Here is a 22949-nt window from a genome sequence, read left to right as displayed (position 1 = left end):
TTGATTTCTTCTATTTTAGCACATTTTGCCGTTTAAAGCTTAAGAAAATTATGATATACTAGAATGTAGCAAAAATTTAGAAATGGACGTGAAGCAAGAAACATGGCACAGTTGTATTATCGTTATGGGACCATGAACTCTGGTAAGACAATCGAGATTCTTAAAGTAGCCTATAACTATGAGGAGCAAGGAAAAGGTGTTGTGATTATGACCTCAGCTCTTGATACGCGTGACGGTGTTGGCTATGTGTCGAGTCGAATCGGTATGAAACGCCCTGCCATTGCGATTGAGGAAACAACTGATATCTTCGGTTATATCCGAGATTTACCAGAAAAACCTTACTGTGTGTTGGTTGATGAAGCCCAGTTTCTCAAGCGTCACCATGTTTACGACCTAGCTCGTGTTGTGGACGAGTTAGATATACCCGTCATGGCTTTTGGTTTGAAAAATGACTTTCGTAATGAACTGTTCGAAGGTTCCAAATATCTCTTGCTCTTAGCAGACAAGATTGACGAAATCAAGACCATCTGTCAGTATTGTAAGAAAAAGGCGACTATGGTGTTGCGTACACAGGATGGACTGCCCGTTTATGATGGAGAACAGATTCAGATCGGTGGTAATGAAACCTATATCTCAGTTTGCCGTAAACATTATTTTGCCCCTGAAATCAATAAGGAGAATGAAGAAAAATGAACATCTATGATCAACTACAAGCTGTAGAAGACCGATATGAAGAACTAGGAGAACTACTCAGTGACCCAGATGTGGTATCGGATACCAAGCGTTTCATGGAGCTTTCAAAAGAAGAGGCTTCAAGTCGTGATACGGTGACAGCCTACCGTGAGTACAAACAAGTCCTTCAAAACATCGTAGATGCTGAAGAGATGATTAAGGAATCAGGCGGAGATGCGGACTTGGAAGAAATGGCCAAGCAAGAGCTCAAAGATGCCAAGGCTGAAAAAGAAGAATACGAAGAGAAACTGAAAATCTTGCTCCTTCCAAAGGATCCAAATGATGATAAGAATATCATCCTTGAAATCCGTGGAGCGGCTGGTGGTGACGAAGCGGCACTTTTCGCCGGAGACCTTCTAACTATGTACCAAAAGTATGCGGAAGCTCAAGGCTGGCGTTTTGAAGTCATGGAAGCTTCTATGAACGGTGTCGGTGGTTTCAAAGAAGTCGTTGCCATGGTTTCAGGTCAGTCTGTTTACTCTAAGCTTAAGTACGAATCAGGTGCCCACCGTGTGCAACGTGTCCCTGTGACAGAAAGCCAAGGCCGTGTACATACTTCGACAGCGACAGTTCTTGTCATGCCTGAAGTCGAAGAAGTAGAATACGATATTGATCCAAAAGACCTTCGTGTTGACATCTACCACGCATCTGGTGCTGGTGGACAGAACGTCAATAAGGTTGCGACTGCTGTTCGTATCGTTCACTTGCCAACCAATATCAAGGTTGAGATGCAGGAAGAACGTACCCAGCAGAAGAACCGTGAGAAGGCCATGAAAATCATTCGTGCCCGTGTTGCTGACCACTTTGCTCAGATTGCTCAGGATGAACAAGACGCTGAGCGTAAGTCGACAATCGGTACTGGGGACCGTTCAGAACGGATTCGTACTTATAACTTCCCACAAAACCGTGTCACAGATCACCGTATCGGCTTAACTCTCCAAAAACTAGATACCATTTTGTCTGGTAAATTGGACGAAGTTGTGGATGCCTTGGTGCTCTATGACCAAACACAAAAATTAGAAGAATTAAACAAATAATGAAATTAGCTCAATTATTTTCAGATTTTGAAGAAGAGTTGATAAGACAAGGAGAGGAAGCTGAAAGCCTCTCTTTTGTCTATCGTAGCCTGAAAAATCTATCTTTTACAGATTTCGTTTTTGCCCTCCAGCAGGAAGTGACGGAAGAGGAAGAAGTATTTGTAAAAGGAATTTTCCAACAGTTAGCAGCTCATAAACCGGCACAGTACATCATTGGACAGGCAGATTTTTATGGAATGCAGTTAAAAGTTGATGAGCGAGTATTGATCCCTCGTCCAGAAACAGAGGAGTTGGTGGAGCTTATCCTGGCTGAAAATCCTGAGACGAATCTTTCAGTTCTGGATATTGGAACAGGTAGTGGAGCTATTGCTCTAGCCTTATCAAAAAATAGACCAGCTTGGTCAGTGACAGCAGCAGATATTTCCCAAAATGCTTTAGATTTAGCTAGCGAAAATGCTAAAAATCAAAATCTTCAAATATTTTTAAAAAAATCTGACTGTTTTACAGAAATTTCTGAAAAATATGATATAATTGTTTCCAATCCACCCTATATCTCTCGTGAAGATGCGTCAGAGGTCGGCTTGAATGTTTTGCATTCAGAACCTCATCTAGCTCTCTTTGCAGACGAGGATGGCCTAGCTATTTACCGTAGAATTGCGGAAGATGCAAAAGACTATCTCAAAGATGGTGGTAAGATTTACCTTGAAATTGGATACAAGCAAGGTCAAAGTGTTCCTGAACTTTTTAGGAAACATCTTCCTGAACAGCGAGTTCGAACACTCAAGGACCAATTTGGTCAAGATAGGATGGTCGTAGTTGATGATGGACAGGATTAGACAAGAGTTGGAAAAGGGTGGGGCGGTTGTTTTACCTACCGAGACAGTTTATGGTCTCTTTGCCAAAGCTCTAGACGAAAAAGCAGTTAATCATGTATACCAGCTCAAACGTCGTCCAAGAGACAAGGCGCTTAATCTCAATATCGCCTCTTTAGAGGATATCTTGAACTTTTCAAAGAATCAGCCAACTTATCTACAAAAACTTGTAGAGACCTTTTTACCAGGTCCCTTGACCATTATCCTTGAAGCCAATGACCGAGTTCCCTATTGGGTCAATTCTGGCCTTGCAACTGTTGGATTTCGGATGCCGAGTCATCCCATTACCCTTGATTTGATTCGAGAGACGGGGCCCTTGATTGGACCGTCTGCCAATATTTCAGGTCAGGCAAGTGGAGTGACATTTAAGCAAATTCTAGAGGATTTTGACCAAGAGGTTTTGGGTCTGGAAGACGATGCTTTTCTAACTGGACAGGATTCAACTATTTTGGATTTGTCTGGAGACAAGGTGAAAATCTTACGCCAAGGGGCCATTAAGCGAGAAGATATTCTTGCTCGGTTGCCAGAGATTTCTTTTGAGGAGGCTTAAAATGCTAAGAAATTTAAGAGAAACAGATGTGAAAGCTATTTGTAACATCAACCAAGAGGCTTTGGGCTATTCTTTTAGTCCAGAGGACACGGCTAGTCAACTAGCTAGACTATCTCAGGATTCCCATCATTTCCTTCTTGGCTATGAGGATGAAGCTAGTCATGTCTTACTTGGATATGTCCACGCTGAGGTCTATGAATCACTTTATTCTAAAGCAGGATTTAATATTTTAGCCTTAGCAGTTTCACCTCAAGCGCAAGGTCAAGGTATTGGTAAAAGCTTACTGCAAGGGTTGGATCAAGAAGCAAAAAGACGTGGTTATGGGTTTATCCGCTTAAACTCTGCCGATCATCGTCTGGGTGCTCATGCATTTTATGAAAAAGTTGGTTATACTTGTGATAAAATGCAGAAACGGTTTATTCGCATCTTTTAGTTTAATTTTCTTATAAGAGAATTAAACTAATGGACTAGTCACACAATAAAGGAGAAGACCTATGATTTTTGACAAAGATGATTTTAAAGCATATGATGCTGATCTCTGGAATGCTATTGCCAAAGAAGAGGAACGCCAACAAAACAACATTGAGTTGATTGCTTCGGAAAACGTAGTTTCCAAGGCAGTTATGGCAGCTCAAGGGTCTATCTTGACGAATAAATACGCTGAAGGTTACCCAGGACGCCGTTATTATGGTGGAACAGATGTAGTAGACGTGGTGGAATCTCTAGCCATTGAACGCGCAAAAGAAATTTTCGGTGCAAAATTTGCCAATGTCCAACCACACTCAGGAAGCCAAGCTAACTGTGCAGCTTACATGGCCTTGATTGAGCCTGGCGATACGGTTATGGGAATGGATTTGGCTGCAGGTGGTCACTTGACTCATGGGGCTCTTGTTAGCTTCTCAGGTCAAACCTACAACTTTGTTTCTTATAGTGTTGATCCTGAAACGGAACTCTTGGATTTTGATGCTATCTTGAAACAAGCCCAAGAAGTAAAACCAAAATTGATCGTAGCAGGTGCTTCAGCCTATTCTCAAATTATCGACTTCTCAAAATTCCGTGAAATCGCAGATGCTGTTGGGGCTAAGCTTATGGTGGATATGGCCCATATCGCTGGTTTGGTTGCAGCTGGTTTTCACCCAAGCCCAGTGCCATACGCTCATATCACGACAACAACGACCCACAAAACTCTTCGTGGCCCACGTGGTGGTTTGATTTTGACCAATGATGAAGACTTAGCTAAGAAAATTAATTCAGCTATTTTCCCAGGTATTCAGGGTGGTCCTTTGGAGCATGTTGTGGCAGCTAAGGCTGTTTCTTTCAAAGAAGTTTTGGATCCAGCCTTCAAGGAATATGCTGCCAATGTTATCAAGAACAGCAAGACTATGGCAGATGTCTTCTTGCAAGACCCTGATTTTCGTATCATTTCTGGAGGAACTGAAAACCACCTCTTCCTAGTGGATGTGACTAAAGTTGTAGAAAACGGCAAAGTTGCTCAAAACTTGCTGGATGAAGTCAATATTACCCTAAATAAAAACTCAATCCCTTACGAAAGCTTGTCACCATTCAAGACAAGTGGTATTCGTATCGGAGCAGCAGCCATTACTGCTCGTGGATTTGGTGAAGAAGAGAGTCGTAAAGTGGTTGAACTCATCATTAAAACCCTTAAGAATGCAGAAAATGAAGCTGTCTTAGAAGAAGTGAGAAGTGAAGTCAAAGCGTTGACAGATGCCTTCCCGTTATACGAGGACTAAAATTTTTATGGACATTTATATTAAGAAAGCTATTATCCATCAGTTCAGTCCGGATGATACCGAGCTGTTCTTAGCGGATAAGTTTCTCAATATCACTCCAAAAATCGAAGAATACCTGCGTAAAAAAATTGAACGTGTGTATTCAGATGAAGCTAAGACTGGGATTTTCGAAGAAGAAAATCCCTTCTTCAATCACATCACAGACGATTTGTTGGAGACATCAGTAACACTGGCTAATCTCTGGAAAGAGGAGTTCAGCATTTCCGAAAATCTCAAGACCAATGACTTGATTTTTGTGCAATTTTCTAAAGAAGGTGTAGAACATTTTGCTTTCTTACGAATTGCCCTGCGGGAGACCTTGACCCACCTTGGAGGAGAGGTTGATAATCCAATCAAGCTGACTCAGAATAACCTGCCTGGATTTGGAACAGGGGCTGATGAGGCCTTGGTGGTTAATCTTCAAAGTCGTAAGTACCATCTGATTGAAAAACGAATCAAGTACAACGGGGCTTTCGTGAACTATTTTTCAGAGAATCTCCTAGCTGTCGCCCCTAAGATTTCACCTAAGAAATCTATCAAGGAACTAGAAAAAACGGCTCAGAGAATTGCTGAGACTTTTAACACAGATGATTTTCAATTTCAATCTAAGGTCAAATCAGCGATTTTCAACAATCTTGAAGAAAGCAATGAATTATCACCTGAGAAACTGGCTAATGACCTTTTTGACAACAATCTGACGGCTCGTTTGAGCTTTATTGACCAAGTCAAAGAAGCCGTACCAGAGCCAGTTCAGTTTGATGAAATTGATGCCAGTCGCCAATTAAAGAAATTTGAAAACCAAAAACTCTCCTTGTCAAATGGAATTGAGCTCATTGTTCCCAATAATGTCTATCAAGATGCTGAGTCTGTTGAGTTTATCCAAAATGACAATGGAACCTACTCTATCTTAATCAAAAATATCGAGGATATTCAAAGTAAATAATGTTTAAACGAATTCGAAGAGTGCTTGTACTAGCAGTCTTCCTTTTTGCTGGTTATAAAGCTTACCGCGTTCACCAAGATGTCAAGCAGGTCATGACCTATCAACCCATGGTTCGCGAAATCTTGAGTGAAAAAGACACCCCAGCAAACGAAGAGCTTGTGCTCGCTATGATTTATACCGAAACAAAAGGAAAAGAAGGCGATGTCATGCAGTCCAGTGAGTCTGCAAGTGGTTCAACCAATACCATCAATGATAATGCGTCTAGCATTCGGCAAGGTGTGCAAACTTTGACCGACAATCTCTATCTAGCCCAGAAGAAGGACGTTGATGTCTGGACGGCTGTGCAAGCCTATAATTTTGGACCTGCCTATATCGATTTTATTGCCCAAAATGGCAAAGAAAATACTCTAGCACTAGCCAAACAGTACTCCCGTGATACAGTTGCTCCCTTGCTGGGTAATGCCACTGGAAAAACTTATAGTTATATTCACCCCATTTCTATTTTTCATGGTGCTGAACTTTACGTAAATGGGGGGAACTATTACTATTCTAGACAGGTACAACTCAACCTTTACATCATCAAATGTTTCACTCTCTTTTCAACATCTGGCTAGTCCAGGTGTTTTTGTTATAAGTTTTCTTTAAGATAGATATATTACTCTAGAAAGGTAAAGGAGGGAATTCCCTATGAGAAAGAAACTCTTTCTGACCAGTGCTGCGGTTTTGTGGGCAGTAACAGCTATGAATAGCGTCCATGCAGCAACAGATGTTCAAAAAGTTATCGATGAAACCTACGTCCAACCCGAATATGTCCTAGGTTCTTCATTGTCTGAAGACCAAAAAAATCAAACCCTTAAAAAACTAGGCTACAATGCCTCAACAGACACCAAAGAACTCAAGACCATGACACCTGATGTCTATTCTAAGATTATGAATGTGGCTAATGACTCTAGTTTACAGTTGTATTCATCAGCCAAGATTCAAAAACTAGGTGACAAGTCGCCACTTGAGGTCAAGATTGAAACACCAGAAAACATCACTAAGGTGACTCAGGATATGTACCGAAATGCAGCCGTAACTTTGGGTGTGGAACACGCCAAAATCACTGTAGCAGCCCCCATTCCAGTTACAGGAGAAAGTGCTTTAGCAGGGATTTATTATTCGCTAGAGGCTAATGGAGCCAAGGTACCGCAAGCCAATAAAGATTTGGCTCAAGAAGAGTTGAAGGCTTTGTCCGATATCAATGCTGAAAACAAGGACAAGTCAGGCTATGATGCTAATAAATTAAACGTTGCCCTAGCTGATATCAAGTCAGGAATCGCCAAAGCTAAAGAAAGCAAGGGAAATCTGACAGAGGAAGATGTCCGCAAAATTGTTGAAGATACCTTGAAAAATTACAAACTTGATCAGGTTATAACAGGAAACCAAATCAACATCATCATCAATTTTGCTTTGAATCTTTCAAAAAGTGATATCCTCAGCAATGCAGACTTCACTAAGACCCTAAACGACCTTAAACAAAGCATCGTTTCACAAGCTGGCGACAGTTTTAAAAATATCAACCTTAACTTTGATGCTGATAAGGCGCTAGAGGACGGCGGCAATTTCCTAAGCTCCCTCTGGCAAGCCATTGTTAACTTCTTCAAGAGTTTTGGTTCTTAAGAAATTTCATGGTATAATAGATGGTAACCGTAACGTTGCCGTCTTTTTTGTCGGCCAATAGAAAGAGAAGAGAATGTTAAAGAAAAATGATATTGTAGAAGTTGAAATTGTTGACTTGACCCATGAAGGAGCCGGTGTTGCCAAGGTGGATGGTTTGGTCTTTTTTGTAGAGAATGCTTTACCGACTGAAAAAATCCTTATGCGTGTCCTCAAGGTTAATAAAAAGATTGGTTTTGGGAAGGTTGAGGAATACCTAGTCCAGTCACCACACCGTAATCAAGATCTAGATTTGGCTTACCTGCGTTCAGGAATCGCGGATTTAGGTCATCTTGCCTATCCAGAACAGCTCAAGTTTAAAACCAAGCAAGTTAAGGATAGTCTATACAAGATTGCTGGAATTGCAGATGTAGAGGTTGCTGAAACGCTTGGCATGGAAAATCCAGTCAAGTATCGCAACAAAGCTCAGGTGCCTGTTCGTCGAGTAAATGGTGTCTTGGAAACAGGATTTTTCCGTAAGAATTCGCATGACCTCATGCCTCTAGAAGATTTCTTTATCCAGGATCCTGTGATTGATGAGGTAGTAATAGCCCTACGAGACTTGCTCCGCCGTTATGATTTGAAACCTTATGATGAAAAGGAACAAGCTGGCTTGATTCGGAATCTTGTGGTGCGTCGTGGCCACTACTCAGGACAAATCATGGTGATTTTGGTAACTACTCGTCCTAAAGTTTTCCGTGTGGAACAATTGATTGATCAACTAATCAAGCAGTTTCCAGAGATTGTGTCTGTTATGCAAAATATCAACGACCAGAATACAAATGCGATTTTTGGTAAGGAGTGGCGCACACTTTATGGACAAGACTTTATCACTGATCAGATGTTGGGAAATGACTACCAAATCGCTGGACCCGCTTTTTACCAAGTCAATACTCAAATGGCAGAGAAGCTTTATCAAACAGCCATTGACTTTGCTGCATTAAAAGAAGACGATGTGATCATTGATGCCTATTCTGGTATCGGGACGATTGGTCTTTCTGTTGCGAAACATGTCAAGGAAGTCTATGGTGTCGAAGTGATTCCAGAAGCGGTTGAGAATAGCAAAAAGAATGCTCAGCTAAACAATATTTCAAATGCCCACTATGTTTGTGACACAGCTGAAAATGCTATGAAAAATTGGCTTAAAGATGGAATTCAACCAAGCCTTATACTAGTGGACCCACCAAGAAAAGGACTCACAGAAAGCTTTATCAAGGCAAGTAGCCAAACAGGAGCCGACCGCATCGCCTATATCTCATGTAATGTCGCCACCATGGCGCGTGATATCAAACTCTACCAAGAATTGGGATATGAGTTGAAGAAAGTTCAGCCAGTGGATTTATTTCCTCAAACGCATCATGTTGAGGCGGTAAGTTTGCTAGTCAAGGAGTAAAACGACGAAGATTAGCATTTACTTCCGCCCATGCGATAGCTGTCCGTGATTGACAAGTGCTAGCACGCAGACAGAACGGAGATAGCGAACCGCTGAGTGTGTCGCTCTGCTCGTAAAAGCTTAGAAACCTTTGAACGAAAGGGATAATGAAAGCCTTGATTGCAAGGCTTTTTGCTTTATGGTGGGTAAGTATCAGAGTGAGAAAATTTTTGGAATGAGTAGAAGTGATAGCTAGAAATTATCAGTTTCTATTTCCATTTACCCTGTGGGTACGTGTTTGTTTCCATTGACAAGGAGTTTGTGGGAATAGAAATGTACCCACCTTGTTTGAATCAAGTGAAGTGTAGTTGAAGGAAATCTGTTGAAAGCAATACTTCATTTTACCGAATAAGTAATAATTTAGGCAACTTCAAATCGATTAAAAAAAACTATTTTAAAGGTTAAGAGTAGACAAAAATTGTCCACTCTTTTTTGCAAACTCAATTTATCAATAAATGAAATGAGGGAATGTAAAATGAAATATTTTGAGGTTGAGTTAGAAAATCCTGATGAATTTTTAAAACTACAAACAGAAGATTTTGTGAAAGCTAATCGCTTGCTACTAAGGAAGATAATCCAGAGCGTTACAGTCTATGAAGAAAACTTCGTCATATCCTTTAAATCTGGCATCGAATTGGAAGTATGAGTCTCATTCCATAACTTTTATATTGAACATATCATCTTGTTGTGTTATACTATAAATTGATATAAACAAAGATGTAGGAGGAACCGAAACTATGACAGCCTCAATGCGTTTAAGATAAGCTGGCAATAAAAAAAGCAGAATCTATACCCGATGATAGGCTTTTTTGTTGTGCTTATTTATACGATATTGAGCATTCATTAGTTACGGTGAGGATATTGGTTATTTAACTATACCTTTATTTAACTATGTCTTTAATATGAATGTTTCCAAATTGTATGTATGCAGACCAAAAGCCACATTGTGGGGTTTGGCCTGCATTTTTTATTGCCTAGAATGCTATTCAAAATAGAAATTCAAGCAAAATAATATGCAGGAGATAATATAAATGGAAAAATACAACAATTGGAAACGAAAATTTTATGCAATATGGGCAGGGCAAGCAGTATCATTAATCACTAGTGCCATCCTGCAAATGGCGATTATTTTTTACCTTACAGAAAAAACAGGATCTGCGATGGTCTTGTCTATGGCTTCATTAGTAGGTTTTTTACCCTATGCGATTTTGGGACCTGCCATTGGTGTGCTAGTGGATCGTCATGATAGGAAGAAGATAATGATTGGTGCCGATTTAATTATCGCAGCAGCTGGTGCAGTGCTTGCTATTGTTGCATTCTGTATGGAGCTACCTGTCTGGATGATTATGATAGTATTGTTTATCCGTAGCATTGGAACAGCTTTTCATACCCCAGCACTCAATGCGGTTACACCACTTTTAGTACCAGAAGAACAGCTAACGAAATGCGCAGGCTATAGTCAGTCTTTGCAGTCTATAAGCTATATTGTTAGTCCGGCAGTTGCAGCACTCTTATACTCCGTTTGGGATTTAAATGCTATTATTGCCATCGACGTATTGGGTGCTGTGATTGCATCTATTACGGTAGCAATTGTACGTATACCTAAGCTGGGTAATCAAGTGCAAAGTTTAGAACCAAATTTCATAAGGGAGATGAAAGAAGGAGTTGTGGTTCTGAGACAAAACAAAGGATTGTTTGCCTTATTACTCTTAGGAACACTATATACTTTTGTTTATATGCCAATCAATGCACTATTTCCTTTAATAAGCATGGAACACTTTAATGGAACGCCTGTGCATATTTCTATTACGGAAATTTCCTTTGCATTTGGGATGCTAGCAGGAGGCTTATTATTAGGAAGATTAGGGGGCTTCGAAAAGCATGTATTACTAATAACAAGTTCATTTTTTATAATGGGGACCAGTTTAGCCGTTTCGGGAATACTTCCTCCAAATGGATTTGTAATATTCGTAGTTTGCTGTGCAATAATGGGGCTTTCGGTGCCATTTTATAGCGGTGTGCAAACAGCTCTTTTTCAGGAGAAAATTAAGCCTGAATATTTAGGACGTGTATTTTCTTTGATCGGAAGTATCATGTCACTTGCTATGCCAATTGGGTTAATTCTTTCTGGATTCTTTGCTGATAAAATCGGTGTAAATCATTGGTTTTTACTATCAGGTATTTTAATTATTGGCATTGCTATAGTTTGCCAAATGATAACTGAGGTTAGAAAATTAGATTTAAAATAAACAATATTGGAGGAATATTTATGTATCTTATTTTCATGTAACTCTTCCTGCTAAAATCGCAGGGTTTTCCCTGCATACAAGCAAATGAAAGCATGCGATTATAGACAGGAGGAAATGTTATGGAATTAATATTAAAAGCAAAAGACATTCGTGTGGAATTCAAAGGACGCGATGTTTTAGATATAAATGAATTAGAAGTATATGATTATGACCGTATTGGTTTAGTAGGAGCAAATGGTGCTGGAAAAAGCACTTTACTCAGGGTACTTTTAGGAGAATTAACTCCCCCAGGATGTAAAATGAATCGTCTGGGTGAACTTGCCTATATTCCCCAGTTGGACGAAGTAACTCTGCAGGAGGAAAAAGATTTTGCACTTGTAGGCAAGCTAGGTGTTGAGCAATTAAATATACAGACTATGAGCGGTGGTGAAGAAACAAGGCTTAAAATAGCACAGGCCTTATCGGCACAGGTTCATGGTATTTTAGCGGATGAACCTACGAGCCATTTAGACCGTGAAGGAATTGATTTTCTAATAGGACAGCTAAAATATTTTACAGGTGCACTGTTAGTTATTAGCCATGACCGCTATTTTCTTGATGAAATAGTAGATAAAATATGGGAACTGAAAGATGGCAAAATCACTGAGTATTGGGGAAACTATTCTGATTATCTTCGTCAGAAAGAGGAAGAACGTAAGAGCCAAGCTGCAGAATACGAACAATTTATTGCGGAACGTGCCCGATTGGAAAGGGCTGCGGAGGAAAAGCGAAAACAGGCTCGTAAAATAGAACAGAAGGCAAAAGGTTCTTCAAAGAAAAAAAGTACTGAAGACGGAGGGCGTTTAGCTCATCAAAAATCAATAGGAAGTAAGGAAAAAAAGATGTATAATGCTGCTAAAACCCTAGAGCACAGGATTGCGGCCTTAGGAAAAGTAGAAGCTCCGGAAGGCATTCGCAGAATTCGTTTCAGGCAAAGTAAAGCATTGGAGCTCCATAATCCATACCCTATAGTCGGTGCAGAAATTAATAAAGTATTTGGGGATAAGGCTCTGTTTGAAAATGCATCTTTTCAAATTCCGTTAGGAGCAAAAGTGGCGTTAACTGGTGGTAATGGAATCGGAAAAACAACTTTAATCCAAATGATCTTAAACCATGAAGAAGGAATTTCTATTTCGCCTAAGGCAAAAATAGGTTACTTTGCACAGAATGGTTACAAGTACAACAGTAATCAGAATGTTATGGAGTTTATGCAGAAGGATTGTGACTACAATATATCAGAAATTCGTTCAGTGCTAGCATCTATGGGGTTCAAACAGAACGATATTGGAAAAAGTTTATCTGTTTTAAGCGGTGGAGAAATTATAAAATTGTTGCTTGCTAAAATGCTCATGGGTAGATATAACATCCTAATAATGGATGAACCCAGTAACTTCCTTGACATACCAAGTTTAGAGGCTTTGGAAATACTAATGAAGGAGTACACCGGAACTATCGTGTTTATCACCCACGATAAACGATTACTCGAAAATGTAGCAGATGTAGTTTATGAAATTAGAGATAAGAAAATAAATCTGAAACATTAAATTTAAGGTAGTCGCTGGTCAGTATAGTCTGTTCTGGTTGGCGACTCCATTGTTAAAGAGTATAAAGACTTTAGATTTTATGAATATTAAAAATAGGAACAGTCAATTGAACTGCTCCTATTTTTCTGCTAAATATATTGTAGTTTTCTTATATGTATAATGATAGATTAGCGGATTCTCATCTACGGTACTTACTTCAAATATGAAGAAGTGATCGCGGTTATCTCTGGACTTTTCCTTATTGAGGACAAAGTAATTCTTACGTGAAGTCGCCATTGTTTTTAGGATATCATCAGTTAGGAAGGTCAATGGAATATTCATGTTAGAGTAGCGGTAGAAGTCACGTTCAAAATCTTGGTAGCTCTCGCTATAATAGTCCATTTGTAGGTGATTACGCTGAAACTCAAGCTGATTCATAGAGCACCTCCTCGACAAGTTCAATACTAATAATGTCTTTTAATTTCAAATTGATGTGACCTGTTGTAGTTTTTATCAAAATGAAATCTTTGGTCAGACTTGGTATTGTTCCAGTGTAGGAAACACGCTTGTTTTTTTCAATCACTTGAATGCGTGTGCGTAGCTGCCCGGCGTATACTTGACTGAGGAGTAATAATTTCTTCTCTAGTGATAAGTCAGACATGTACGTTACTTTGTTTGTATCATCAGAGAGTGCTGATGCATGTTCAGATAGGAAAAAGCCCATCCATTTTTGCATCTTTGTATCCTGGTACTCTCTTGCTGATTGAAATGGTAAATATGAACGGTCAATCATATCAAATCCTTTCTATGCAGAGGCAAGGGTATTTTTATCAAATTGAATCGTAAAACCTTGAATTCCCCCACCTGTGTAACATTCTTTAAAGCGATTGATTACCTCAGTATAGATTATCACAGATGAGCTTGTTGGCTTAATGCTAAATGTAAATTCCAATGGTAATCGGTTTTCAGATTTAGCATGTACTAGTCGTATCGATATTTCAGTTGTTTTGAGTTTTCTCTGACGAAGTTTTGAAGTTGCTGTTTCAACGATTCCATGTAAAAATCTTTCAAGCATTTCAATATCATTACATCCTTTGCTACGGATTTCTGAAAATTGTACTGTATTTTTTTCTTGTTTCATTTTAATCCCTCCAATCCACCCGCGGAATGACCACCGATAAGTTTACTGCGTTCAATATTTCTGGAACCTTCAGTTAGGACGGTTCCTTTTTGTATGGCTAAAAAACCAAACTGTTCTCTGACAACATCAATAGCTGTCTGAAGTCTATTATCTTTTTCAATTTGTTCTACATCATCAAAGAGTGATAGTAGAGTATAGCTTTCATCTACGAAGCCACTATAAGATACACCAATTTGTCTCACTGCACCAGAGGTGTATTTTTTCGGAATAATACAAGTACATGACTCACCATTGTTTTGGGGAGATTTGCGGGTTCAATTTTATTCTGAGCATTTATAGATTTTTTCATCTCAGTCCTAGAATAGCCAATATGAATAGAAACGACAGTAGTCAATACTAGGGCTACTGTTCCGTTCCACAGTATCATTTAAAAATCATTTTCACACCCTTTCGTCTATTAGTATAGAAGAAAGCTCTCAGCACATGTCGAGTGTGTAAGCTTGTTAGTGAAACGTAGCTAATCCTCAAAAGGTTCACCCAAACCTTTTGAGTCCCACAAACGCATCACGTTGAGGCGGTATCACTGCTTGTACGAGCTGAAGCATCAGCGAAGTAGAAGCAGATGCTCCGCCCATGGGATAGGACTCGGAGAATGAGGAGGGAATATGATGAGATGATACAGAAAGCCTGAACTGATCAGGTGACGTGCTTATTTACATTAGCCTAATGATGAAAATAGAAAGATTATCGATGGTTATATTGGAATTGTACCAAAATGATTATTCTAAAGATATAGTCGCGTTTGATTCAATAAAAGAGGGGAAAACTTTTGTAGCTCAAATACCTGGATATACTTTAGAAACAGAAGATGGATTTGAAGTAGAGTTTTTTAATCCTACAAATCTACCAGACTATCTGGAAATTATCTATAACGGAAACATTGTACCTTTGTCTAAATTTATGTTTGATCCTGAGGAAAATGTTGACATTATTTGGAAAGAAATCTCGAATCTATCCGAACCAAACGAAAAAGTAATTGAAGGCTATTCCAAAATCGATGCCTATGTTGTTAACAACGATGAAGTTAAAACCTAAGTGGAAGCAAGAGAAGCGAACTATCGGCAGGCAAAAGACTTTCTAGAATGCAGTGGATATGAAGTAGACAGAAGCTTTTTCAGAAGTGAAGACGGTGAAGCGATTCTCTACAGAAAAAAAGGTGCAGAAGATTGGCATTTCTTGTGTTACTTAGACCCAATATTTTTAGAGATTGAAGATGTAGAGGGATATGTTAAAGAAGAGGTTGGAGAAATTCAATAGTCAACCAAAGTTCCTTATCAGCATGTAGATTTGCTAGTAAAATCGTCAAATCCTTGTAACAAAGGGGGTTAAGAGAACCCTTGAGTGTAAGCCGTTTTCTTGTTTAGAGGGGACGTATTAGAGTATCCGCTCATAATTTATACTAGACCTGATAACTTATTTGAGATAGATTTTATTTCTATAAATACTGTGGAAATTTTTTAATACCAAAGATTTAAAGTTACTGTGTTAAAAAACCTCCCCACTTTTAAACTAATGTATTATAAAAATCAGTTGACATAAGTGTTACACCTGTGATAGAATTGACTTGAGGTGAAGAAAATGGCAACAGATAAAAATAGAATAATGATTAGCTTGGATGATAAAAATTTAGAGAAACTTGAAAATTTAGTAGAAGATGCTAGAGATAGAAGAGGAATGCGACTAACAAAGTCCCAAGTTATTGAATTACTCCTAAATACCGTTGATTATTTCGATGATATTATGGGAGCTATTTACTCAAAAAAATAACAGCGAAAATGCTATTATTTTTTTTACAAATAGGTGCAACACTAGTGATATAGGAGTGATAAAATGGTTGTTTATATTAGACAAAGTAAATTACCAAATGAGGTTTCAATTAATAAATACAATGCTCAAGTAGGTGCCTACTTACAAGGAGAAGAAGTTGTTTTATATCAATCTTTTTCTGAAATAAAACAGTTAACAAGCGATGATGCAGTTATAGATTATATAACGGAGACCAGAGCATTACTAAAAATGATGGGGTTAAACGTTCCGGTTTACGACTATCCTATTGAGCTTAAAGAGTTTTATGGTCGAAAGATTTATGCAGGTGTTTTAGGAGAGATTGTAAATATACCTGATAATTGGGGAAAATTTATTAAACCTAAAGCTGGATCAAAAGTCTTTACAGGAAGAGTTGTTAATGGAACCCGTGATTTGATAGGTATTGGTCTACCTTTCGACTATCCTATATGGATTAGTGAGGTTGTAGAATTCATAGCAGAATGGCGTTGTTTTGTGTTAGATGGTAGCGTATTAGATGTTCGCCCCTATACAGGTGATTATCATGCACAATTTGATCCTAGTGTAATTGATGAAGCCATATCATGTTGGAAAGATGCTCCAATAGCTTATGGACTAGATATCGGTGTCACTCGTGATGGCAGAACACTTGTAGTTGAAGTGAATGATGGTTATGCATTGGGAAATTATGGACTATCTCCTTTAAACTCAATCAATTTTCATAAAGCTAGATGGAAAGAAATGGTAAAACCTTATTTTGAAAAAAATGATGTCTTTACTATGCCTGAAAATGAAAATATAAGTTTCTAAAAGGAACAGAAATAAATCTGTGTAACTGCAACGAGTAAGTTGCAGTTTTTTGTTTGGAATAATGATATAATAGGTTAAGAAAATAATGAAAACGCTATATATTTGAAAATTGTTTAGAAAGTAGAAAGTATGAAAACAATCGACATGATTATTAAATCATCAACTTGAATTATAAAAAAAGGAGTACTAACATGCCGAAATATACCGACGAAGATATTAGAAAATTAAATAAAATCACATTAAAAATTGCTGGTGATTATTTAGGTATAAGTTCACAGGCAGTTGCTATAGGTCTTAGAAATAATTTTCTCCCAATTGGTTTTGCTATTCATAACGAAGAAAGAGACAGACGTTTCACTGAGAGTTGGTCATATCATATTATTGCTGAAAGAATGATTTCATACAATCACGGTAAGCTATCTGAGATCCGTGTTGAAAATATTGAAACTAGTTTAGATAAAATTATAGAGGAATTTAACGGTTTAAAACAAGATTTACTTTTTATATTAAGCGAAAATGCAGAAGTGAAGAATTAGAGGTTTTTGAATTTGCGTTTTCGCTTGGTAAATATAAAAACGGTGATGTAAAATATAAGGGTAAAGGTGTTTCAAATGAAGATGATAAAGACCTTTTCTAGAGAAGAACTCTATGAAGAAATCTGGGAAATAAGTGCAAAACAAGTTTCATTGAAATATGATTTAAGCTATTCAGACTTACTCAAGAAATGCAAAGAATTTGAAATCCCAATTCCAAATGGTAGTTATTGGTATCGTAAGAATACTGGACAAGATTTAAGTGAACTTATTGTGCCATTACCACAAAATGTCGTAAATGAAGTTAATATTGATAGAAGAAGTCTAAAGAATAATAGAATAAAACCTGCTAAACATAAAGAGGTGAGTTCGGAAGATAAAAATAAAGATATTTTTAAACTTGATACAACTAGTATAAGAAGTTCATTATCATTTTTAGAGGACGATAAAATAGAGCGTATTATTGAAACAGTTTCAAATCTAAACCAGTCTCCAAATAAGAGGTTACATAAATCTGTAGCTGATCTAAGAGATAAAATTGTAGAGTGGAATAAGAGGGAAAAAGCTGCTTCTTATCCTTACTTTGATCCTAGACACAGATATAATGATTTAAAAGAACCTAAATTTGTAAAAAATATTTCACTAAATTCACTTCCTCGTTTATATCGCTTTTTAGATATACTGTTTACTGTAATTGAAAGAATCGGTGATAATGTAACTTCAAAATTGGATATTCAAATTGATAAGGATATTGTTCGTTTTGATGTTATAGAATCAACAGACAAAGTAAGTCATGAATTAACGAAAGAAGAAGCTAAAGAATTAGCGAAGTACAATGATAGCGTAAAGTTTAATGGATATGCTTATAAACCAAGAATAAGGAAGTATGACTATATACCAAATGGAAAATTTCGATTTAAGATAATAGATGGTAAATACATTAAAGATACTAATGAATTCTCGATTGAACAATCACTCCCAGAAATAATTGTTTTAATTTACCAAGAGTATTATAAAGTTAAGAACTTACGACTTGAACGAGAAGAGAGAGAAAGACTATACAAAGAGGAACAGGAGCGAAAAAGAAAATTACAAAATAGAATCGAAGAAGAGAAGAAGCAGACAATGTCTCTTCTTAATATGCTAGAAGATTTTCAAACAGCAAATGATTTAAGATTGATGGCTGATAAATTGGAGATGGCAGGGAAGCTTAGTAAAGACGAAATTGATTGGATTAGATCCAAAGCAGACTGGATCGACCCAATAGTTTCTTCAACAGACGAATTACTAGGAATTAGAAATCATGAAATTTCTAGAGAACAAAAAGAACAATATCTAAGTGAGAAAAGGTACTACTGGTGACTTTGTGTTTTTAGTTTTACAGAGTGTAGTGTTATTGGAGTAAATGATTAACTATTGTAGTAATAAATCATTTTACACATTTATTTGAAATAGGCATTTGGTACAAGACAGTATATACTTTCGTTCTATAATATATAAGTTAACTAGCACCACATGTTCGGGTGCTATCACTGCTTGTTCAAGCTGATTAAACAAGGATGTAGCTAGTGAAAGTCCTACAGTAAGGAGTTTAAACATGAAATTCCATGAATTTGGTAAGAAGAATTTGCCTCCTATTTTACTAATACATGGTGGTGGCAGTTCTTGGTGGAATTATCTTCGTCAAGCACGTATCTTGTCAGAAAAATACCGTGTTATTTTACCTACTTTGAATGGTCATGGTGAAGAATATCAACTTGATTATGTTTCTACTGAAGATTCGGCTTTGGAGATTCTAGACTATATCAAAGCAAACTGTGGTGGGAAATTGTTTGCAATCGGTGGTGTTTCACTTGGTGGTCAAATTGCCATGGAGCTTTTGTCTTTAGATAGTGAAATTGCTGAGAAGGCCATTATAGACGGAAGTCTCTGTATTCCTCAACCAAGGTTAGCTAAAATCAGCAGCTTTCTAGTGTCTCTATTCGGTAAACTGATGTTCAATAAATTCTCTTGCAAACTTCAGTTAAGCATGATGAACAAACTCTATCCTAAACTGGCTTATCCAGAGGAAATAAAAGCTTATTATTTGGAGGATCTGCCAAGGACACCTGTTAAAACATTGGTGACCATTTACAAAACCTATATGGGGTATTACAAGCTGAAAGATATGATTTCTGCTAGCAAAGCTCAAGTTCTGTATATCTATGGTGAAAAAGAATTGAACTGTGTGAAAAAATCAGCGAAATTATTTCATCAGCTACATTCAAATACAATTTGGTATGAAGCAAAGGGTTATAACCACGGTTATTTATCAGCTTACCTGCCTTATGAGTGGATTGATTTGGTGGTGCCATTTTTAAAGAGTGATTCATTAGAAATGTGTAACGAATCTGAAATGCCATAAGGAGGAAACGGATGCTAGGAGCAATTATTGTAGATATTGTAGGTTCAGTTTACGAATGGAACAATATCAAAACGAAGGACTTTCCTTTATTTAGTGAAGATTGTTTTTTCACTGATGATACGGTAAGTCCGAAGCTGATTGTGTGAGTTTGTTAGTGAAACGAAGTTAAACGTCAAAACAATGAAACTAAAACTCCATTATTTCGATATGACAATCTAAATTTGTTTTAAGGTGGTGTTTTTTTGATAAAAAGCAGACCTGAGTTTGATAAAATTGCATCCTTTGATGAGTTTAATAAATACTATTGGTATCGTAGTGAACTTTCACAGATATGCAAGTCATTAGGGCTTGAATATAGAGGTACAAAACAGGAACTCAATGATATTATTGAGCAGTACTTTAAGGGGAATTTGATTAAAAAATCATCAATAAAAAATAAAAAGAAACGAGTAGAAGTCGTTACCTTGGACACACCCTTGCTTGAATGTGGATTCTCCTTTAATGCACACTTTAGAGAATATTTCTCAACTTTAACAGATGTTTCGCCCTTTAAATTTACTGCTGATATGGCGACAGCTTGGAGAAAAGTAAAAAGAGAAAATGATTTGAGTTTTACAATCCAAGATATGCTAAAAGTTTATTATGGAGATTCAAATTATGCCAAGTATGACCATTCGGTTTGTCAATGGAACCAATTTTTAAAGGACTTCTGTGCAGACGAAAATAATCGTAACTGCTCGAATAAACTAAAAGTAGCTTCCATTCTTTGGAAAGAAGTTAGAAATTCAAGTAATGAAAAAATTTATTCAAAGAAACTTTTGACTGAATATGCTGATAGAATAGACGAGTATGAAAAGTAGAAATGTCAGTCTCAACCAATAGTTTGTAAGGAGGAATCTCATGCTAGGAGCAATCGTTGGAGACATTGTTGGCTCTGTTTACGAATAGAACAATATCAAAACGATTTCGTAAGGACTGCTTTTTTACAGATGACACGGTTATGACCTGTGCTGTTGCAGAAGCAATTATGAATGGGGGACAAAAAGACGACTTCATTGACGCGATTAAGAAATATGGCAGAATGTATCAGAATGCTGATTACGGTGCTCGGTTTAATGCATGGCTAAAGAGCGATAACCGTGAGCCTTATAATAGCTTTGGGAATGGTTCGGCTATGCGTGTTTCTCCATGTGCTTGGACAATGGACTGTGGTTTTTGTGCGAGAACCGGAATGTGGCCATCATCTAGGGAATTTGCGAGTCTTTCTGCAGAGGTAACTCATAATCATCCAGAAGGTATCAAAGGTGCAATGGCTACAGCTGATGCTATCTTTCTGTGTCGTTATTACTTTGGAGGTTATTGCGGAGATTATGAGCAACCAATCAATGACAATCCTACAGAGTGTAAAAGACGGATTAAGGATTATATTGAGCAGGAATACGGCTACAATCTATCTCAAACTTTAGATGAAATCCGCCCTACATACCGTTTCAATGAAACGTGCCAGGATACCGTACCACAGGCCATTATTGCATTTCTAGAAAGTAGAGACTTCGAAGATGCGATAAGAAATGCCATCTCACTTGGTGGCGACAGTGATACTCTCGCTGCAATTACTGGTAGCATAGCCGAGGCGGCATACGGTATTCCTGACTGGATAAAGGATAAGGCCTTTTCTTACTTGGATGAATCCTTAAAGGATGTAGTTATACGATGGGAAAATAGAATAAAAGCGTATTAATCTCCAGTACGTCAGATTTCTCTTTTCTGTATTTTCGTAGTATAATAGGGATACGTTTAGTTTCATATAATGAGATATATATTTTTAACGAATATTAAGGAGAACATTAATGAAAAAAGCAATGGTAATTATCAACCCTACTTCTGGTGGCGAAAAGGCTTTGGATTACAAAGAAAAGCTGGAGAATAAAGCAAAAGAATACTTTGAGCACGTGGAAACCAAAATTACCGAAAAGGCGCTGGATGCAACACATTTTGCTGAAGAAGCTTCTCGTGAGCAGTACGATGCAGTGGTTGTGTTTGGTGGAGATGGGACTGTCAACGAAGTCATTTCGGGTATTGCTGAGAGAGACTACATTCCTAAGTTGGGTATTATCCCAGGCGGTACGGGTAACCTCATTACGAAACTGTTGGAAATCAATCAAGACATTGATGGCGCAATTGACGAACTGGATTTCAACTTAACCAACAAGATTGATATCGGTAAAGCAAATGACAATTATTTTGGTTATATCTTTAGTATCGGTTCACTTCCTGAGGCGATTCATAATGTTGAAATCGAGGATAAGACAAAATTCGGTATTTTAGCCTATGCTGTAAATACCATGAAGTCTGTCATGACGGATCAGGTCTTTAACATTAAGGTTGAGACAGAAAATGGAAATTATGTTGGTGAAGCGAGCCATGTTTTGGTTCTCTTGACAAATTACTTCGCTGATAAGAAAATCTTTGAAGAAAACAAAGACGGTTATGCCAACATTTTGATTCTAAAAGATGCGTCTCTATTCTCCAAATTATCCGTCATTCCTGATTTACTAAAAGGAGATGTTGTCGGCAATGATAATATTGAGTATATCAGAGCGCGTAATATTAAGATCTCTTCAGATAGTGAATTGGAGTCAGATGTTGACGGCGATAAATCGGATAACCTACCTGTAGAAATCAAAGTTCTAGCTCAGCGAGTAGAAGTGTTTTCAAAGCCGAAAGAGTAGAAGGTAAAAATTAGTTTATTATTCACAATGAAATTAAGTTCTATATCAACGATTGGAGGAGGAATGAATTCTCTATTTGATGAATTTCGAACAATTTGTTCTCATTTAAACCAAATCGGAATCACACCGACGCTCATGGGGTCTTTGGGGTTTGAATACCGATCAAATGAAGAATGGGGGCCGTCTGACATTGACATTCATGTGCCTGGTGACCCTAGAGGTTGGGAAGCACCCGATCATCTCAGAATTTATGAGTGGGACAAGATAATGAAAGTGATGAAACACTTAGGATACGCCTTAATAGATATTCATGAGCATGAATTCCAAAAAGATGGTCTGAGTGTTGAGTTTGGAAGTATCGATTCTTTACCTGATTTTGCAGGAGTTTCGGAATCGGATATAGAGCTGATTCATCTCGAAAACATCACTTTTCACGTTCCAAGTTTGGAACAGTTTTTAAGTATTTACAAGGCTTCTTCCCAAGATTCCTATCGAAATGATCACAATAACAATAAGGATTTTAAAAAAATAGAGTGGCTGGAAAGACATTTGTAAATCATCATTTGAAAAGTAGCAAGTTGTAAGACTGGCTGCTTTTTTTATTTATAGAACCAAATCA

Annotated in this window: 26 protein-coding genes and 2 pseudogenes; 24 read left to right on the top strand and 4 right to left on the bottom strand. The window is 37.7% G+C overall.

Annotated features, from left to right (window positions below; translation table 11 throughout):
* Positions 1-102: 102 nt before the first annotated feature.
* From B7692_RS01135 to msr(D), 13 genes are all read left to right on the top strand, one after another.
* Complete coding sequence (locus B7692_RS01135; protein ID WP_000068125.1) at positions 103-693, top strand: thymidine kinase; 591 nt, start codon at positions 103-105, stop codon at positions 691-693.
* Positions 690-1769, top strand: coding sequence for a peptide chain release factor 1 (gene prfA / locus B7692_RS01130; RefSeq protein ID WP_001028807.1), 1080 nt, complete (start codon positions 690-692; stop codon positions 1767-1769). The genes B7692_RS01135 and prfA overlap by 4 nt, the downstream gene beginning before the upstream one ends.
* On the top strand, positions 1769-2605 hold the full coding sequence (prmC, locus tag B7692_RS01125) for a peptide chain release factor N(5)-glutamine methyltransferase (RefSeq protein WP_084929664.1): 837 nt from the start codon (positions 1769-1771) through the stop codon (positions 2603-2605). The genes prfA and prmC overlap by 1 nt, the downstream gene beginning before the upstream one ends.
* On the top strand, positions 2589-3191 hold the full coding sequence (locus B7692_RS01120) for an L-threonylcarbamoyladenylate synthase (protein ID WP_084929663.1): 603 nt from the start codon (positions 2589-2591) through the stop codon (positions 3189-3191). Before prmC ends, B7692_RS01120 begins: the two co-directional genes overlap by 17 nt.
* 1 nt (position 3192) lies before the next feature.
* A complete protein-coding gene (locus tag B7692_RS01115; RefSeq protein WP_084929662.1) occupies positions 3193-3624 on the top strand; it encodes a GNAT family N-acetyltransferase in 432 nt (143 codons plus the stop codon).
* 61 nt (positions 3625-3685) lie between these two features.
* Positions 3686-4942: a serine hydroxymethyltransferase gene (glyA, locus tag B7692_RS01110; protein ID WP_084929661.1), complete on the top strand. Its 1257-nt coding sequence runs from the start codon at positions 3686-3688 to the stop codon at positions 4940-4942.
* Between the two features lie 7 nt (positions 4943-4949).
* Positions 4950-5924, top strand: a complete 975-nt coding sequence (locus B7692_RS01105; RefSeq protein WP_192855459.1) for a nucleoid-associated protein — start codon at positions 4950-4952, stop codon at positions 5922-5924.
* Positions 5924-6538, top strand: coding sequence for a cell wall hydrolase Pmp23 (gene pmp23, locus B7692_RS01100; protein ID WP_084929659.1), 615 nt, complete (start codon positions 5924-5926; stop codon positions 6536-6538). The genes B7692_RS01105 and pmp23 overlap by 1 nt, the downstream gene beginning before the upstream one ends.
* 73 nt (positions 6539-6611) lie before the next feature.
* Positions 6612-7586, top strand: coding sequence for a DUF1002 domain-containing protein (locus B7692_RS01095; RefSeq protein ID WP_049509313.1), 975 nt, complete (start codon positions 6612-6614; stop codon positions 7584-7586).
* A gap of 73 nt (positions 7587-7659) precedes the next feature.
* Entirely contained in the window at positions 7660-9015 is a 1356-nt protein-coding gene (gene rlmD / locus B7692_RS01090) for a 23S rRNA (uracil(1939)-C(5))-methyltransferase RlmD (RefSeq protein WP_084929658.1), read from the top strand.
* Positions 9016-9529: 514 nt separating this feature from the next.
* On the top strand, positions 9530-9700 hold the full coding sequence (locus B7692_RS01085; RefSeq protein ID WP_000873143.1) for a hypothetical protein: 171 nt from the start codon (positions 9530-9532) through the stop codon (positions 9698-9700).
* A 385-nt stretch (positions 9701-10085) separates the two neighbouring features.
* Entirely contained in the window at positions 10086-11303 is a 1218-nt protein-coding gene (gene mef(A), locus B7692_RS01080) for a macrolide efflux MFS transporter Mef(A) (RefSeq protein WP_000417519.1), read from the top strand.
* Between the two features lie 119 nt (positions 11304-11422).
* Complete coding sequence (gene msr(D) / locus B7692_RS01075; protein WP_000420313.1) at positions 11423-12886, top strand: ABC-F type ribosomal protection protein Msr(D); 1464 nt, start codon at positions 11423-11425, stop codon at positions 12884-12886.
* 117 nt (positions 12887-13003) lie between these two features.
* On the opposite strand, the gene B7692_RS01070 is transcribed toward msr(D), so the two are convergent.
* Genes B7692_RS01070 through B7692_RS01055 form a run of 4 tightly spaced genes read right to left on the bottom strand, consistent with a single transcriptional unit; the run spans position 13004 to position 14248 of the window.
* The gene (locus B7692_RS01070; RefSeq protein ID WP_001072467.1) at positions 13004-13303 is read right to left on the bottom strand and encodes a DUF5960 family protein; all 300 of its coding nucleotides are present in this window, start codon (positions 13301-13303) and stop codon (positions 13004-13006) included.
* Positions 13290-13658, bottom strand: coding sequence for a hypothetical protein (locus B7692_RS01065; protein ID WP_000567222.1), 369 nt, complete (start codon positions 13656-13658; stop codon positions 13290-13292). The genes B7692_RS01070 and B7692_RS01065 overlap by 14 nt, the downstream gene beginning before the upstream one ends.
* A gap of 12 nt (positions 13659-13670) precedes the next feature.
* A complete protein-coding gene (locus tag B7692_RS01060) occupies positions 13671-14006 on the bottom strand; it encodes a DinB/UmuC family translesion DNA polymerase (protein ID WP_000806926.1) in 336 nt (111 codons plus the stop codon).
* The gene (locus B7692_RS01055; RefSeq protein ID WP_001813542.1) at positions 14003-14248 is read right to left on the bottom strand and encodes a hypothetical protein; all 246 of its coding nucleotides are present in this window, start codon (positions 14246-14248) and stop codon (positions 14003-14005) included. Before B7692_RS01055 ends, B7692_RS01060 begins: the two co-directional genes overlap by 4 nt.
* A 508-nt stretch (positions 14249-14756) precedes the next feature.
* On the opposite strand from B7692_RS01055, the pseudogene B7692_RS01045 reads away from it, so the two are divergent.
* From B7692_RS01045 to B7692_RS00995, 11 genes and pseudogenes are all read left to right on the top strand, one after another.
* Positions 14757-15323 (top strand): annotated as a pseudogene (locus tag B7692_RS01045) (hypothetical protein).
* Positions 15324-15644: 321 nt separating this feature from the next.
* Positions 15645-15833, top strand: a complete 189-nt coding sequence (locus tag B7692_RS01040) for a hypothetical protein (protein ID WP_000179769.1) — start codon at positions 15645-15647, stop codon at positions 15831-15833.
* Between the two features lie 63 nt (positions 15834-15896).
* Complete coding sequence (locus tag B7692_RS01035) at positions 15897-16661, top strand: ATP-grasp domain-containing protein (protein ID WP_049487161.1); 765 nt, start codon at positions 15897-15899, stop codon at positions 16659-16661.
* A 191-nt stretch (positions 16662-16852) separates the two neighbouring features.
* A complete protein-coding gene (locus tag B7692_RS01030; RefSeq protein ID WP_049487162.1) occupies positions 16853-17197 on the top strand; it encodes a hypothetical protein in 345 nt (114 codons plus the stop codon).
* Between the two features lie 75 nt (positions 17198-17272).
* A complete protein-coding gene (locus B7692_RS01025) occupies positions 17273-18556 on the top strand; it encodes a hypothetical protein (protein WP_049487163.1) in 1284 nt (427 codons plus the stop codon).
* A 235-nt stretch (positions 18557-18791) separates the two neighbouring features.
* The gene (locus B7692_RS01020; protein ID WP_049487164.1) at positions 18792-19598 is read left to right on the top strand and encodes an alpha/beta hydrolase; all 807 of its coding nucleotides are present in this window, start codon (positions 18792-18794) and stop codon (positions 19596-19598) included.
* An 11-nt stretch (positions 19599-19609) separates the two neighbouring features.
* Entirely contained in the window at positions 19610-19744 is a 135-nt protein-coding gene (locus B7692_RS01015; RefSeq protein WP_080976061.1) for an ADP-ribosylglycohydrolase, read from the top strand.
* 96 nt (positions 19745-19840) lie between these two features.
* On the top strand, positions 19841-20458 hold the full coding sequence (locus B7692_RS01010; RefSeq protein WP_049487165.1) for an SAP domain-containing protein: 618 nt from the start codon (positions 19841-19843) through the stop codon (positions 20456-20458).
* Positions 20459-20498: 40 nt separating this feature from the next.
* Positions 20499-21339: pseudogene (locus B7692_RS01005) on the top strand (ADP-ribosylglycohydrolase family protein).
* Positions 21340-21448: 109 nt separating this feature from the next.
* On the top strand, positions 21449-22330 hold the full coding sequence (locus B7692_RS01000; protein ID WP_084926338.1) for a diacylglycerol/lipid kinase family protein: 882 nt from the start codon (positions 21449-21451) through the stop codon (positions 22328-22330).
* Between the two features lie 63 nt (positions 22331-22393).
* The gene (locus B7692_RS00995) at positions 22394-22885 is read left to right on the top strand and encodes a phosphoribosylanthranilate isomerase (protein WP_084929657.1); all 492 of its coding nucleotides are present in this window, start codon (positions 22394-22396) and stop codon (positions 22883-22885) included.
* Positions 22886-22949: the final 64 nt, after the last annotated feature.

Source organism: Streptococcus mitis (assembly GCF_002096925.1).
In the GTDB taxonomy this organism is placed as follows: Bacteria; Bacillota; Bacilli; order Lactobacillales; family Streptococcaceae; genus Streptococcus; species Streptococcus mitis_AF.
This window is presented reverse-complemented; position numbering and strand designations above follow the sequence as displayed.

Coding starts and splice junctions, on each gene's coding strand:
- B7692_RS01060 (WP_000806926.1), bottom strand. CDS start 14,006: ATGAAACAAGAAAAAAATACAGTACAATTTTCAGAAATCCGTAGCAAA.
- B7692_RS01000 (WP_084926338.1), top strand. CDS start 21,449: ATGAAAAAAGCAATGGTAATTATCAACCCTACTTCTGGTGGCGAAAAG.
- B7692_RS01025 (WP_049487163.1), top strand. CDS start 17,273: ATGAAGATGATAAAGACCTTTTCTAGAGAAGAACTCTATGAAGAAATC.
- glyA (WP_084929661.1), top strand. CDS start 3,686: ATGATTTTTGACAAAGATGATTTTAAAGCATATGATGCTGATCTCTGG.
- B7692_RS01020 (WP_049487164.1), top strand. CDS start 18,792: ATGAAATTCCATGAATTTGGTAAGAAGAATTTGCCTCCTATTTTACTA.
- B7692_RS00995 (WP_084929657.1), top strand. CDS start 22,394: ATGAATTCTCTATTTGATGAATTTCGAACAATTTGTTCTCATTTAAAC.
- pmp23 (WP_084929659.1), top strand. CDS start 5,924: ATGTTTAAACGAATTCGAAGAGTGCTTGTACTAGCAGTCTTCCTTTTT.
- B7692_RS01120 (WP_084929663.1), top strand. CDS start 2,589: ATGATGGACAGGATTAGACAAGAGTTGGAAAAGGGTGGGGCGGTTGTT.
- B7692_RS01015 (WP_080976061.1), top strand. CDS start 19,610: ATGCTAGGAGCAATTATTGTAGATATTGTAGGTTCAGTTTACGAATGG.
- B7692_RS01105 (WP_192855459.1), top strand. CDS start 4,950: ATGGACATTTATATTAAGAAAGCTATTATCCATCAGTTCAGTCCGGAT.
- B7692_RS01065 (WP_000567222.1), bottom strand. CDS start 13,658: ATGATTGACCGTTCATATTTACCATTTCAATCAGCAAGAGAGTACCAG.
- B7692_RS01030 (WP_049487162.1), top strand. CDS start 16,853: ATGCCGAAATATACCGACGAAGATATTAGAAAATTAAATAAAATCACA.
- prfA (WP_001028807.1), top strand. CDS start 690: ATGAACATCTATGATCAACTACAAGCTGTAGAAGACCGATATGAAGAA.
- B7692_RS01040 (WP_000179769.1), top strand. CDS start 15,645: ATGGCAACAGATAAAAATAGAATAATGATTAGCTTGGATGATAAAAAT.
- B7692_RS01135 (WP_000068125.1), top strand. CDS start 103: ATGGCACAGTTGTATTATCGTTATGGGACCATGAACTCTGGTAAGACA.
- prmC (WP_084929664.1), top strand. CDS start 1,769: ATGAAATTAGCTCAATTATTTTCAGATTTTGAAGAAGAGTTGATAAGA.
- B7692_RS01085 (WP_000873143.1), top strand. CDS start 9,530: ATGAAATATTTTGAGGTTGAGTTAGAAAATCCTGATGAATTTTTAAAA.
- B7692_RS01095 (WP_049509313.1), top strand. CDS start 6,612: ATGAGAAAGAAACTCTTTCTGACCAGTGCTGCGGTTTTGTGGGCAGTA.
- B7692_RS01035 (WP_049487161.1), top strand. CDS start 15,897: ATGGTTGTTTATATTAGACAAAGTAAATTACCAAATGAGGTTTCAATT.
- B7692_RS01115 (WP_084929662.1), top strand. CDS start 3,193: ATGCTAAGAAATTTAAGAGAAACAGATGTGAAAGCTATTTGTAACATC.
- B7692_RS01070 (WP_001072467.1), bottom strand. CDS start 13,303: ATGAATCAGCTTGAGTTTCAGCGTAATCACCTACAAATGGACTATTAT.
- rlmD (WP_084929658.1), top strand. CDS start 7,660: ATGTTAAAGAAAAATGATATTGTAGAAGTTGAAATTGTTGACTTGACC.